The organism is Pseudomonas sp. ADAK2 TE3594 (assembly GCF_053628675.1).
The window spans coordinates 1,873,187-1,885,922 of record NZ_JBRJGV010000001.1; the positions used below are offsets into that span (position 1 = coordinate 1,873,187).

At 57.7% G+C, this 12,736-nt stretch carries 15 protein-coding genes; 10 read left to right on the plus strand and 5 right to left on the minus strand.

The window, feature by feature from the left end; all coding sequences use genetic code 11:
* The first annotated feature begins 7 nt into the window (after nucleotides 1-7).
* From AB7M22_RS08625 to AB7M22_RS08635, 3 genes are all read left to right on the plus strand, one after another.
* Entirely contained in the window at nucleotides 8-250 is a 243-nt protein-coding gene (locus tag AB7M22_RS08625) for a TNT domain-containing protein (protein WP_454185933.1), read from the plus strand.
* A 238-nt stretch (nucleotides 251-488) separates the two neighbouring features.
* On the plus strand, nucleotides 489-725 hold the full coding sequence (locus tag AB7M22_RS08630) for a hypothetical protein (RefSeq protein WP_454185934.1): 237 nt from the start codon (nucleotides 489-491) through the stop codon (nucleotides 723-725).
* Between the two features lie 172 nt (nucleotides 726-897).
* Nucleotides 898-1,305 carry a hypothetical protein gene (locus tag AB7M22_RS08635; protein WP_033036779.1) on the plus strand — a complete coding sequence of 136 codons (408 nt, stop codon included), beginning with the start codon at nucleotides 898-900 and terminating at the stop codon, nucleotides 1,303-1,305.
* A gap of 478 nt (nucleotides 1,306-1,783) precedes the next feature.
* On the opposite strand, the gene AB7M22_RS08640 is transcribed toward AB7M22_RS08635, so the two are convergent.
* Nucleotides 1,784-2,617, minus strand: coding sequence for an NAD(P)H-dependent oxidoreductase (locus AB7M22_RS08640; RefSeq protein ID WP_454185935.1), 834 nt, complete (start codon nucleotides 2,615-2,617; stop codon nucleotides 1,784-1,786).
* Nucleotides 2,618-2,702: 85 nt separating this feature from the next.
* Between AB7M22_RS08640 and AB7M22_RS08645 the strand changes: the two genes are divergently transcribed.
* The 5 genes from AB7M22_RS08645 (at nucleotide 2,703) to AB7M22_RS08665 (ending at nucleotide 5,704) form a co-directional block, all read left to right on the plus strand.
* Nucleotides 2,703-3,596, plus strand: coding sequence for a LysR family transcriptional regulator (locus AB7M22_RS08645; RefSeq protein ID WP_454185936.1), 894 nt, complete (start codon nucleotides 2,703-2,705; stop codon nucleotides 3,594-3,596).
* A gap of 192 nt (nucleotides 3,597-3,788) precedes the next feature.
* A complete protein-coding gene (locus AB7M22_RS08650) occupies nucleotides 3,789-4,577 on the plus strand; it encodes a DeoR/GlpR family DNA-binding transcription regulator (RefSeq protein WP_454185937.1) in 789 nt (262 codons plus the stop codon).
* A 61-nt stretch (nucleotides 4,578-4,638) separates the two neighbouring features.
* The gene (locus AB7M22_RS08655; protein WP_007904583.1) at nucleotides 4,639-4,875 is read left to right on the plus strand and encodes a hypothetical protein; all 237 of its coding nucleotides are present in this window, start codon (nucleotides 4,639-4,641) and stop codon (nucleotides 4,873-4,875) included.
* Nucleotides 4,876-4,999: 124 nt separating this feature from the next.
* Nucleotides 5,000-5,236: a hypothetical protein gene (locus tag AB7M22_RS08660; protein ID WP_008006269.1), complete on the plus strand. Its 237-nt coding sequence runs from the start codon at nucleotides 5,000-5,002 to the stop codon at nucleotides 5,234-5,236.
* Between the two features lie 69 nt (nucleotides 5,237-5,305).
* Complete coding sequence (locus tag AB7M22_RS08665; RefSeq protein WP_454185938.1) at nucleotides 5,306-5,704, plus strand: DUF5329 domain-containing protein; 399 nt, start codon at nucleotides 5,306-5,308, stop codon at nucleotides 5,702-5,704.
* Nucleotides 5,705-5,719: 15 nt separating this feature from the next.
* Here the strand turns inward: AB7M22_RS08665 and chrA are convergent, their stop codons facing one another.
* Both chrA and AB7M22_RS08675 read right to left on the minus strand, forming a co-directional pair.
* The gene (chrA, locus tag AB7M22_RS08670) at nucleotides 5,720-7,078 is read right to left on the minus strand and encodes a chromate efflux transporter (RefSeq protein ID WP_454185939.1); all 1,359 of its coding nucleotides are present in this window, start codon (nucleotides 7,076-7,078) and stop codon (nucleotides 5,720-5,722) included.
* 35 nt (nucleotides 7,079-7,113) lie between these two features.
* Nucleotides 7,114-7,965, minus strand: a complete 852-nt coding sequence (locus AB7M22_RS08675) for a CAP domain-containing protein (protein WP_427623484.1) — start codon at nucleotides 7,963-7,965, stop codon at nucleotides 7,114-7,116.
* A gap of 190 nt (nucleotides 7,966-8,155) precedes the next feature.
* On the opposite strand from AB7M22_RS08675, the gene AB7M22_RS08680 reads away from it, so the two are divergent.
* Together AB7M22_RS08680 and AB7M22_RS08685 are read left to right on the plus strand one after the other, a co-directional pair.
* Nucleotides 8,156-8,776, plus strand: coding sequence for a cell wall hydrolase (locus tag AB7M22_RS08680; RefSeq protein ID WP_454185940.1), 621 nt, complete (start codon nucleotides 8,156-8,158; stop codon nucleotides 8,774-8,776).
* Between the two features lie 152 nt (nucleotides 8,777-8,928).
* Nucleotides 8,929-10,830: a potassium transporter Kup gene (locus tag AB7M22_RS08685; protein WP_454185941.1), complete on the plus strand. Its 1,902-nt coding sequence runs from the start codon at nucleotides 8,929-8,931 to the stop codon at nucleotides 10,828-10,830.
* A gap of 147 nt (nucleotides 10,831-10,977) precedes the next feature.
* On the opposite strand, the gene AB7M22_RS08690 is transcribed toward AB7M22_RS08685, so the two are convergent.
* Together AB7M22_RS08690 and AB7M22_RS08695 are read right to left on the minus strand one after the other, a co-directional pair.
* Nucleotides 10,978-11,562, minus strand: a complete 585-nt coding sequence (locus tag AB7M22_RS08690; protein ID WP_454185942.1) for an isochorismatase family protein — start codon at nucleotides 11,560-11,562, stop codon at nucleotides 10,978-10,980.
* Between the two features lie 51 nt (nucleotides 11,563-11,613).
* Nucleotides 11,614-12,684 carry an alkene reductase gene (locus AB7M22_RS08695; protein WP_454185943.1) on the minus strand — a complete coding sequence of 357 codons (1,071 nt, stop codon included), beginning with the start codon at nucleotides 12,682-12,684 and terminating at the stop codon, nucleotides 11,614-11,616.
* Nucleotides 12,685-12,736: the final 52 nt, after the last annotated feature.

The window sequence follows — 12,736 nt, forward strand, 5'->3', positions numbered from 1 at the left end:
TCACTATATGAGACCAGTAAGCCGTATATTCCAATATGAAGTTATCCAGCCCCTTCCAGGTGTCACCAAGGTGAAAGTCTTACCATGGTTTGGGCAGCCGGGAATGGGGACGCAATTCCAACTGCCAAACTCTGTTCAATGGTATATAGATAATGGATATTTAAAGGGCGATTGTGTGTCGTTTTGGAGGGTGGCAAATGGAAGGTTTATTACGTGGAGCGTGATCTTTCGGATCAACTTGCGGTGCTAGACACCGAAGAGCAAGCTTATGACTATGTTTATGAAGCGTTTTGTAAGTGGCTTGGTCTGCACAGATCGCATTAGTTGGACTTTGCGCAGAAAAATAGAAAGTGGACGATTTGTTTATAGTGAGCGGGGGCAGAGTGCATTTTTCTATGACGTGAAAAAATATGGTCTTTTCCAATTTTGCTCATGACAAAAATACCGGTCCGAAACCCTCGTCCACTAGGTAGCTGAAAGGGATAGATATGGCATTTTATATAGAGATGGATAAGGTTGTAGAAACTGAAGAGTATGTTGAATACACGTTCGGCCGGAATTTGGAGGTTGGGATAATACGGCTGGGAAAAAAGGATGAAACTATTTGTGTGTTGAAGGAATGTCCTCTGGATGTAAATGGGGAATGGTCGAAAAGAGCTGCTATGAAGCTAATTCGTTTTTGGAAAAGTGGAGATTTTCCTGAGGAAACTCAGTGGGCTTCTTGACGAAATAGTGAAGAGAGGGGGGCGGATTTATTTATTGCTTGGTTGGTTTGGTGAGTTAAGATAAACGTGGTCTGCCCCCTATTTCCATGCATCGTATAAGAACGTTAACATACCCCCTATAATCCGCGATTGCGCTTAATCCTCCAGGAACAACTTCACTATGGAAGAAAACATGCCTCAGCCTTGGTACACCACACGTCCCGTCCCGGTCTTCATGACTGTCTTTTACTGCTTTATCGTCTTGATTCAAGCGGGTCTTTGGGTGGTCAACGAAGGATTTGAACAAACCCGACAAGGGGATATTTCGATCCTGGTATTGCTCAATGTTTGTACCGTAGCGCTTCTGATGTGCGTAGGCGGGTTGATGCTACTGGGCAGGAAAAAGAGCAGCTCGTTATGCTTTATTCTAGCGTTGGCATTGGGTGTGACTTTCTCCCTCAGCCAGATGCGCAGCGATTCTATCGTGCACCTGCTGACGCTCCCGATGTTTAAGGAGTACGCCCTGGTCTTCGGGATCTGGGTATACAGTCTGCAGCTGCGCGGGAGCAGCTATTTCTATCCCGCACCGTCTGCTAGCTAGTCCCACAACCAAGCGAGCTAGAATAAGCGAAAATCAGGATTGAACTCAGGGATGCTCTCAGGCGCGACGCCGCTGATGCGTTCTCTGCCGGCTAAAGTCATCCTGGTTCGACCCATAGGGCGCGCCATTATTATTTTTCAATCCTCCCACTGTTCCCTTGGAAAAGAATCGGTCTAAAAAGCCCGGCCCAGGCTTCGTATGATTTGCTATTCTGAAGCTGTAGGTGAAGACGCAGACTGATGCGCAAAGGGATAGCGAGGAAGCGTGGGGCGCGCTCCCAAGGGTACACGGTTAGAAAGATCTCCGCGCTGAGATCCAGCCCTTATGCCGTGTGAGGCAGAACAGCCTAAAGTTAAAAATCCTGTTCTGTGAGAGGCCCGATAAACCTTGTAAGCCAGAGACCAGCGCTGGCCACCTACATCGATTCCAAAGCCCGCCTTGTGCGGGCTTTTTCGTGTTTGCGGGTAGCCAGTCTGTTCTACACGGCGTTCACTTTTGCGAATGGCGCGCGCACGCCTGATTCATCACGCTCTACCTGTCTGACATGAGCCGCAAATCCAGTCTGATCCGAAGCAATCTCCGCGCGCAACGTGAGTTGCGGAATGTCATATGCCCCGGCATTCTGCGGTCGGAAAGGAATCGGTGCGGTCTTCCAGAGGTCATCAAGCCGTTGACCGAGCGCGTCGCAGGTTGTTGAAAATTTCGCTTCATCCATTCGGCTGGTCCGATAGATCACGAACGGTGGCAGCACGTCGAAGCCGGGGTAAAACAGTACGCCATGCTGAATGGGGAATAGCAGATCATCGATGGGCCCATTGATGCCCCGAGGGCTGTAATGAGACTCCCATCCACCCGCAGTGACGATCAGCATCGCCCGTTTGCCCGCCAGCGTACCTTCTCCATAGCGGTTACCCCAGCGCGCATCGGAATGTTCCCCTACGCCATAGGCAAAACCATAGGCATAGACGCGTTCCACCCAGCCTTTGAGGATCGCCGGCATCGAGAACCACCACAGCGGGAACTGCAGAATGACGGCATCGGCCCAAATCAGTTTTTCCTGTTCGAGGACGATGTCCTGGCTTTGCCGACCTTCTTCAAACGCACGCTTGGAGTCCTGCGAAGGGTTGAACCGTGAGTCGGCTGGCCGGCCGGGACTGTCATCGGCATCCAGTGAGGCTTTCCAGTCCATCGCGTATAGATCGGAGACCAGCACTTGGTGGCCGGCAGCCTCCAGGTGTTTGACGGCAAAGTCTTTGAGCGAGCCGTTCAATGATTTTGGTTCGGGATGGGCATAAACGAGCAGAACTTTCATGGCTGAGTCTCCGGTGTCAGGAGCCAGCAGAATCAGACTTTAGCCGGTATATTGGAAATGAATAACCAATATGCCAGGTATTACCATGAATAATCTGCGGCGCCTGGACATCAATCTGTTGCTGACTCTTGATGTCTTGCTCTCGGAACACAACGTGACCCGTGCGGCGCAACGCCTGAGTTTGTCTCAACCGTCGGTGAGTGTTCATCTCGCCAAATTGCGGGACATTTTCGGTGATCCGCTGTTGTTGCCAGGACCACGCGGCATGCGGCCCACCGCCCGGGCCGATGAGTTGCGCGAGCCGTTGCGCCAGGCACTGGAAGCCCTGGAGCGCGCCGTGTCGCCCGCCAGTCCTTTCAACCCGGTCGAGGCACGGCAGACGTGGAATGTCATGGCATCTGACTACGGTGAGTCGACCATCGTGTTGCCCGCGTTGGCCGGGCTGCGTTCGGCAGCACCGGGTACGCGTTTGGCGGTGTTTGACCTGGTCCCGTCTCAGATCGCCAGGCAAGCGGAGCAGGGGGCAATCGATCTGGCTTTTCACACCAGCGAGGACGCGCCCCTCGGCTTGCGGCGTCGAGCGTTGTTTACCGAGCAGTATGTTTTGGTAGGGCGTGCCGGCCATCCACAGTTGAAAAAGCGGCCGACACTGGCGCAATTCTGCGAACTCGACCACGTGATCGTGTCACGGGATGGCGGGAGTTTTCAGGGTGTCACCGACCAGGCGCTTTCGGCGGTGGGCATGACGCGTCGGGTGGTGCTGTCGGTCCCGCATTTCCTGTTTGTGCGGTCGGTAGTGGAGAGCACTGACATGGTGGCGATGCTGCCGTCGCGGCTGGTTCGCGATGCGGGGGCGTTGGAGGTGGTCGAGCCACCACTTGATGTCCCGGGTTACGAGATGTCGATGCTCTGGCCCGAGCGGGTTCATCGCGACCCTGCGCATCAATGGTTGCGCGAGTTCATTGTGAGTGCGTTGTGAGGGGCATCAGTTGACCACAATCCTGTGGGAGCGGGCTTGCCCGCGAAGGCGGCGTGTCAGGCGACATTAATGCTGTAAGTGCCGCCGCCATCGCGGGCAAGCCCGCTCCCACAGGTTCTGCGCTGCCATGCCGGTTGTGTTCACTCCAGTGTTTGGCTAATCTCGCACAAACACGCAAAAACAGGCATAACCATGCAAGCCGAGCATTCCAGCGCCGAACTCCCGCAGCTGCGCCGTCAGAAAATCCTGCTGATCCTTGAACGCGACGGCAAGGTCATGGCCTCTGAACTGAGCCAGCATTTCACCGTGTCCGAAGACACCATCCGCCGGGATCTGTCGGAGCTGGCCAGCGCCGGGCTGGTGCAGCGGGTGCACGGCGGGGCGTTGCCGCGTCCCAAGGACACGGGCAAGGATTACTTCACCCGGGTTGGCGAAACCGATGAAGTGAAAACCCGCCTGGCTCAACTCGCCGCACGCCGGGTCAAAAACGGCCAGATCGTGATTTTCGATTCCGGCAGCACCACGCTGCAGATCGCGCGCTCGCTGCCCGCTGACATCTCCATTACGGCTATTACCGCGTCGCCGATGATCGCGATCACCCTGGCCGAATACAAAGGCATCACGGTGATCGTCGCCGGTGGTCAGCTCAATCCCGCGACGATGTCTTCCGGCGGCCATGAAACCCTACGACTGATCGAGGGCATCAAGGCCGATCTGGTGTTCACCGGGGTCTGCGCCATTCATCCGGAAGTCGGCATCAGCTCGCTGCATTTCGATGAGGTGCCGGTGAAGCAGGCAATGCTCGCCAGCGCTTCCCACGTGATTGCGGTTACCACCGCAGACAAACTGGGGGCGGTGGAGCCCTTCGTTGTTGCGCCTTGCAACCGTGTGCATACGCTGATCACGGAACGTCACGTGGCCTCGGGCAATGTCGAGGATTATCAAAAGCTGGGGATCGAGGTGGTGCAGATAGACGCTTGAGCGTCATCGCGCTCAGTGCAGCATGGGTTACGCTGATAGCAACGACGGGAGGAATGCAGCCATGACTGAGCGCCATATGATCCACTCGGAAACGCTATCGAACGGATGCACGATCAAGGTTAAGGCCGAGATACTGAGAGACGGTTCGCTGGGGATGTTCATCGGTGTTTACTGGCCGGACGGTTCGGCCATCGTTGAGGACAACCATCCGTCACCGCATCTGCTGGACATGGAAGCCGCGCTGGACTGGGCCATCGAAAAAGCCAAAACCATCGGCAATAGCCAAAGAACGCTGTAAGGCCCTGCGATAACGGAATCATTGATTGGCTGGAAGGTCGTAGTTATGGGTTTGAACGCACTGCGATTTATTTCGCGGGAAGCGTCACCTCATCCCCGCAGCTCTGACCTTTTAGGACGTTCAAATGAAGCGCACCGCGATAATGACCCTGGCCATTGCAAGTACCCTCCTGCTGGGAGGCTGCTTTCCTCACTGGGAAGATGACGACAGGTATGATCGTGATCACCGCCGTGAATACCGTCGCGACCATGACCGAGGCTATGACCAACGTGATGATCGAGGGTATGACCGGGATTACGACCGTCGTGATGATCGCCGTCGTTATCGCGATCGGGACCGCGACGACCGCGACGACGATTGATACTTGCCCGCCAGCCTTCAGAGCGGGCATCACCGCTCTGATCTGCCGTCAGTCATGCGAGGTATCACCATGGGAATTCTGCCTGGACGTTTCACTCGGCATTTCAGCCACTGGCTGATCGCGGCGGGTATCGGCCTGACCGCCATAATGCCCGATGCGCAGGCGCAAACCCCACCTCAAGCCACTCAGGAAATAAACAGCTTGCTGGACTTTGTCGAGCACAGCGAGTGCCGGTTTGTGCGCAACGGGAGTGAATACCCAGGTGCTCAGGCCCGGGCGCATCTGGAGAAGAAGCTGGAGTACCTCGAAGAGAGGGACAAGGTGAACAGCGCAGAAGACTTCATTGAGCTTGCGGCCACCCAGAGCAGTATGAGTGGCCGCGCCTATGAAGTGCGCTGTCCGGCGGGGGTACAACCGGCCAGCCTCTGGCTGAAGACTGAGCTACAGAGGCAACGGCAACGTCATTGATTGCGTCTTGATGGGCTAGCGCAGTAGATGCACCGCCAGCCCGATCAGCCCGCACCCCATCAACACCTCAATCACACCCCGCTTGAAGCGGAACAAGGCAATGGCCGCTGCAATGGCGATCAGCGCCGAAGGCCAGTCGAGTTGACCGCCGAAGCCGTTGGGCCACAGCACGTGGTAGCCGAAGAAACACGCCAGATTAAGGATCACGCCGACCACTGCCGCAGTAATCGCGGTCAGCGGCGCGGTGAGCCTGAGTTCATTGTGCGTCGACTCCACCAGCGGTCCGCCGGCGAGGATGAACAGGAACGAAGGCAGGAAGGTGAACCAGGTCACCAGCGTGGCGGCGAGGGCGCCGGCCAGGAACACATGATCAGGGCCGAACACCTGCTGAACATAGGCGCCGACAAAACCGACGAAGGCCACCACCATGATCAGCGGCCCGGGGGTGGTTTCGCCGAGCGCCAGGCCATCGATCATCTGCGTGGGTGTCAGCCAGCCATAGTGGCCGACCGCGCCCTGATACACATAGGGCAGCACGGCATACGCGCCGCCGAACGTCAGCAACGCGGCTTTGGTAAAGAACCAGGCCATCTGGGTGAGGGTGCCTTCCCAGCCGAACAGTGCGGTGAGAATGCCCATCGGCAACACCCACAAAGCCGCGCCCACCAGCAACAGGCGCAACAATTTAAAACTGCTGAAGCGAGCGTGTTCGGGAGGCGGGGTGTCGTCGTCGATCAAGGCCGGGCCGAAGGATTTTTTCGCGGCGCTGTGGCCCCCGGTGCGAAACCTCTCAGGTGCCAGACGTCCGCCGACATAACCGATGAACGCGGCGCCCAGCACAATCAACGGGAAGGGCACATTGAACACGAAGATGGCCGTGAATGAAGCCGCGGCGATTCCCCAAAGCCAGTTGTTCTTCAATGCCCGCGAGCCGATTCGGTGGGCCGCCTGCACCACAATGGCGGTCACGGCAGGCTTGATCCCATAGAAAAGCCCGGCCACCACCGGCACTTCGCCAAAGGCGATGTACACCCACGACAACCCGATCAGGATGAACAGCGAAGGCAGCACAAACAGCGCGCCGGCAATCACGCCGCCCCACGTCCGATGCATCAGCCAGCCGATGTAGGTTGCCAGTTGCTGAGCCTCAGGCCCGGGCAGCAACATGCAGTAGTTGAGTGCATGCAGAAAACGCCGTTCCGAGATCCAGCGTCGGCGCTCCACCAACTCCTGGTGCATGATCGAAATCTGTCCGGCCGGCCCGCCGAAACTGATGAAACCGAGCTTCAGCCAGAACAGGAAGGCTTCTCGCAGGCTGATCGCCTCAGGCTTCGACAGCTCCTGTTCGACGGTCGAGGAGGGGGCTTTATTCAAATCACGATTCCTTTTTCAACTGTCGATTCAAGCCTTCACGGCGTACCAAACATCGCCGTCCAGTAAATGCCTGCGTCACTCTTCGGGTCCACCGCGTAAGCCGCACCCAGCTCGCGAAATTGAGGGTTCATCAGGTTGGCGCAATGGCCCGGGCTGGCCAGCCAGCCATCGACCACCTTGCGCACGGTGTCTTGCCCGGCGGCGATGTTCTCGCCGACCTGCTGACCCGCATAACCGGCCAGTTCAGCCCGATCACCCGGTGTGCGACCGTCGCGGTCCTTGTGATCGAAATAGTTATTGTTGGCCATGGCCCGGCTGTGGGTCTCGGCCGCGGAGCCCAATGTGGCGTTCCAGGCCAGCGGCGTTGTGGCGGTAAAGGCTTGGGTGCCGCACTGGCGCGTCTGGGCGCGGGCGCTGTTCATCGCTTCAAGCAGTTTCTGCCCCTCTGCCTGCCAATCACCCAACCGCCCGGTCAACAGCGGACGCGCCAGCACGATGCGCCACTCACGGCCATCGCGGCTGACGCCGATGTCGACGAATTGCGGGTCCAGCACCACTTGGCAGAAGCTCTCCTGAATCGCCTTCATGGCGGACGGCGCATCACGCGGGCCGGACAGGCTGATCGCCTGCACATTGACCATCGGATACGCCGCGCGGGCCAGTGCCTGCTGCAAGTCGCCGATGCTGTTGGCGGACAGGACCAGACGCGGGTCGCTCGCCAGTGGTGGCAACTCCGAAGACGCCTGGCCGCCGCAGCGCTGCGCCTGGCTGCGATAAATGTTGATCGACTCGACCAGCTGCGTTTCATCGGCCGCCGACGCGGCGACGCTGAACACCAGCCCGAATGACAACACGGCAAGATGCAAAACGGATGACAGGCTGCGCATGAAAATCTCCCTTGGACGGACTGCGCTCATGATGCGCGATTTCCCCCCTGCGAATGCAATGCCTTTTCGCATCGAGATGCAGATTATTGTCCGGCGGCTGGAATGACTTGCGACGACTACAATCACAGCAAGTCAGCGCTACAACATCGCCGTTTCATTGCTCAAGCCAGTGTCATCGGAAGGATCGATCATGCGATTAAAATGGGTACTCACCTGCTTCGCAATCATCCTCCTAGGCGGCCAGGTGTTGGCGACTGAGCAGGAGCTAAAACAGGAAGTGGCTGAAGACAAGGCGCAGGTCCTGGAAGAGAAAGCTGCCGAGAAGGACAGCGAACTTCCGGTGCCCAAGTCCGAGGTCATTACCCCGTCCGAAGTGCAGGCGGTCGATCCGGTAGGCGCAGCCCCTCTAGACGATGCAATCACCTGCCTTGCACGCAGCATCTATTGGGAATCCAAAGGTGTGGCCGGTGCGGACATGGAAGCCGTCGCCAGCGTGGTCATGAACCGGCTCGGCCATGAGGGTTTTCCCGATACGGTGTGCGCCGTGGTCAAGCAAGGTTCTGAAACGGGCGCCTGCCAGTTTTCGTGGTGGTGCGACGGACGTGCGGATCAGGTAAAGGAAGACGACGAGTATGTGATCGCCAAGGAGATCGCGCGCAAGGCGCTCAATAAGCAACTCACGGACCGAACCCATGGTGCTTTGTATTTCCACGACAGAACGGTGAAACCCGCCTGGGCGAAGAAATACACCAAGACGGCGGAGACCCGGAAGTTCCTGTTCTATAAACCTCGTGGCGGGACGGCGAAGTAGGAGTGAATCGCTTGATGATCATTGGCGGAGGGGGCTACCCGTACAATTTTACGGATTCTTTACGGTGGATGTTCTCCCTCGCGACGATACTTGCCGCGTTTTTTTGATCATGAAAATGCCTGCAATCCTTCCTCCTTATCGAGAAGCAACCCGTGAGCGAAACAGCGATCCCGGCCCATGAAGAATCCCATTCCAGAACCTCGGGAGTGGGGTTGCTCGTCGCCGCGGTTGGCGTGGTTTATGGGGATATCGGCACCAGCCCTCTTTACACCCTCAAGGAAGTGTTCGCCGGTCACTACGGAGTCCAGGCTAATCACGACGGTGTACTGGGCGTTCTGTCGCTGATCTTCTGGTCACTGATCTGGGTCGTCTCGATCAAGTACGTGCTGTTTATCCTTCGTGCCGACAACCAGGGCGAAGGGGGCATCATGGCCTTGACGGCACTGGCACGTCGAGCCGCTGCGCCGTATCCAAAAATGAGCAGGGTCCTGGTATTGCTTGGCCTGTTTGGCGCGGCACTTTTTTACGGCGACAGCATGATCACCCCGGCCATCTCGGTGCTCTCTGCGGTTGAAGGGCTACAGCTTGCGTTCGATGGCATTGAGCATTGGGTGGTTCCGCTGTCCGTGGTCGTCCTGGTTGCACTGTTCCTGATACAGAAACATGGCACGGCTCGTATCGGCATCCTGTTCGGCCCGGTCATGGTGCTGTGGTTTGTGGTGTTGGGGGCACTCGGCATTTACGGCATCTTGCAACGGCCGGAAGTTCTGCAAGCGCTGAATCCTGCGTGGGCGGTGCAGTTTTTCGTGGTGCATCCGGGCATTGGCGTCGCCATTCTGGGCGCCGTCGTGTTGGCATTGACCGGTGCCGAAGCACTGTATGCCGATATGGGCCATTTTGGTCGCAAACCCATTGCTCGTGCCTGGTTCATCCTGGTGCTCCCCGGCCTGGTACTCAACTACTTTGGCCAGGGCGCGCTGATCCTCGGGAACCCTGAAGCGGTACGTAATCCGTTCTATCTATTGGCACCTGACTGGGCGTTGCTGCCGATGGTCGCGCTCTCGACACTGGCCACCATCATCGCCTCCCAGGCCGTGATTTCCGGTGCGTTCTCACTGACTCGCCAGGCCATTCAGCTGGGTTACGTGCCGCGTATGTTTATCCAGCACACCTCCAGTCAGGAGCAGGGGCAGATTTACATCGGCATGGTGAACTGGACGCTGATGGTCGGCGTCGTGTTGCTGGTCATCGGTTTTGAATCGTCCAGTGCGCTGGCAGCGGCTTATGGCGTGGCGGTGACGGGGACCATGCTGATTACCACCATTCTGTCCTCGGCTGTTGTATTGCTGCTTTGGAAAACACCTCGCTGGCTGGCTATTCCGATGCTGTTGGGTTTTCTCTTGGTGGACAGCCTGTACTTCGCCGCCAATGCACCGAAGATCTTCCAGGGCGGTGCGTTCCCGGTGATCGCCGGTATTGCCCTGTTCATTTTGATGACCACCTGGAAACGGGGCCGAAAGATCATTGTCGAGCGACTGGACGAAACCTCGCTGCCGCTGCCGTTGTTCATCAGCAGCATCGGCTCGCAACCACCTCATCGTGTGCAGGGGACTGCGGTATTTCTGACGGCCAGGGCGGATGCGGTCCCTCATGCCCTGTTGCATAACCTGCTGCATAACCAGGTACTGCACGAGCAGGTGGTGTTGCTTACCGTGGTGTCTGAAGACAGCCCGCGCGTGGCGGCGGACCGGCGATTCGAGGTCGAGGCTTATGGTGAAGGGTTCTTTCGAGTGAGTCTGCACTTTGGTTTTATCGAGGAGCCTGATGTACCTCTGGCGTTGAGCCTATGCCATTTGAAAGAGCTGGATTTCAGCCCGATGCGCACCACTTACTTCCTCAGCCGGGAGACTGTTATCCCGACCAAACGTATCGGCATGGCCCGTTGGCGCGAAAGCCTGTTCGCGTTCTTGCTGAAGAACGCCAACAGCAACCTCAAATACTTCAAGTTGCCGCTCAATCGTGTGATAGAGCTGGGCACGCAGGTTGAGATGTAGACGGCAACAGTCAATCAAACGCACATCCCTGTGGGAGCGGGCTTGCCCGCGATAGCGGTGTGTCAGGCAACATCAATGTCGACTGACACTCCCTAATCGCGGGCAAGCCCGCTCCCACAGGTTCTGCGTTTGATGGCCTGGATATTTCTAGCCTTGAAGCGCTTCCATCAGCACTTGCACCAACTGCCCACCTTGCGGCGTAGCCCAGCTTCCGGCGAGTTCTGCAATCAGCTGGTTGGTGGTCGTCAGCGTCACGCCACCTTTATCCATCCGCCGCAGGGCGATGTCATCGGCCATGACACTCGGTGAGCCGCCACCATCGGCCACCACCTGAACGTCATACCCCTCACGCACCAGGCTCAGCGCCGGATACACCGTGCAGACGTCATTGGTGACACCGGCAATGATGAGTTTTTTTCGGCCCGTGGCTTTGACGGCGGCGGCGAAATTTTCATCGTCCATCGCGTTGACGATACCCAGGCGTTTGACGCGGGAAGCGAATTCGGTGGGCAGGATCTGCTCCAGTTCACTGAGCAGCGGTCCCTGAGCGTATTCCTCCATGCTGGAGGTCAAGACCACCGGAAGCTTCAGAATGCTGGCCGCTTTTGCGAGCATCAGCGCATTGCGTTTCAGCTCTTCGAACGGGATGGATTTCACCCACCCCATCGTCCCCACCTGGTGATCGATCAACAGCAGGGCAGCATTGTCGGCACTGAATTTTTCGTACGTCATGATGATTCTCCTGGCAGCAAGGTTGGGGCATGCATGGGAATGGCAGTTTCCTCAGGCGCTTTGAGCCGGGCTCATGGTCGGGTAATCGATATACCCCTGAGCGCCCGGTGCGTAGAACGTGTCTTTGTCCGGCACATTCAGCTCGGCGCCTGTGCGAAAACGCTCGGGCAGGTCGGGGTTGGCGAGGAATGCGTTGCCAAACACCACTGCGTCGGCCTGGCCCTTGGCGAGCAGGGACTGGGCGGCGTTTTGGTCGAGTCCGCCACCGATCAGGTAGCTGCCATCGAACAGTGGGCGCAACAAGGCGTGGTAGTCGACGCTGGCGCCGAACAGGGCAACGTGCAGATAAGCGAGATTCAGCCCGCGCAATTGCTCGACCAGCCAGGTGTAGGTTTCTTGCGGGTTGGCATCGACGATGTCGTTGAAGTTCATTTCAGGGGAGAGCTTGATGCCGACGCGATCACTGCCAATTTCCGTCGCCAGGGCGTTCAACACCTCCAGTACAAAGCGAGCACGGTTTTCAACCGATCCACCGTACTCATCCGTGCGCTGATTGCTGCTCGTCGAGAGAAACTGTTCAGGCAGATACCCCGAAGCGGCATGCAGCTCCACACCGTCGAAGCCGGCTTCGATGGCCAGGCGTGCGGCCTGACGGTAGCCCTCGATGACCGCGGCAATCTCGACCACGGTCAGCGCATGTGGGGTGACGAAGTCCTGAAGGCCCGTGGCTGTCCAGGTCTGGCCGGCGGGTTTGATCGCGGAGGGGGCCTGTGGCAGGGCGCCATTCGGCAGCAGCGAAGGGTGCGATATGCGTCCGCAGTGCATCAGCTGCATGAAGATCCGTCCGCCGCGAGCATGTACGGCATCGGAAACCTGCTTCCAGGCGGCCACTTGCTCGGCGGTATCGATACCGGGAGTGCGCACGTAACCCTTGCCAAGTGCCACAGGGAACACCCCTTCAGAGATGATCAACCCGGCACCGGCGCGCTGCGCGTAGTAGGTCGGAACCAGCTCGGTAGGCACTCCGAAATCATCGGAACGCGAACGGGTCATCGGGGCCATGACCATGCGGTTGGACAGTGTAAGGCGACCGATCTGGACTTGAGAAAAAAGCGAATGCATTGCGGTACTCCTCGGTAAACGATGTGGCTATCATTGATCAATCCGAATCCGG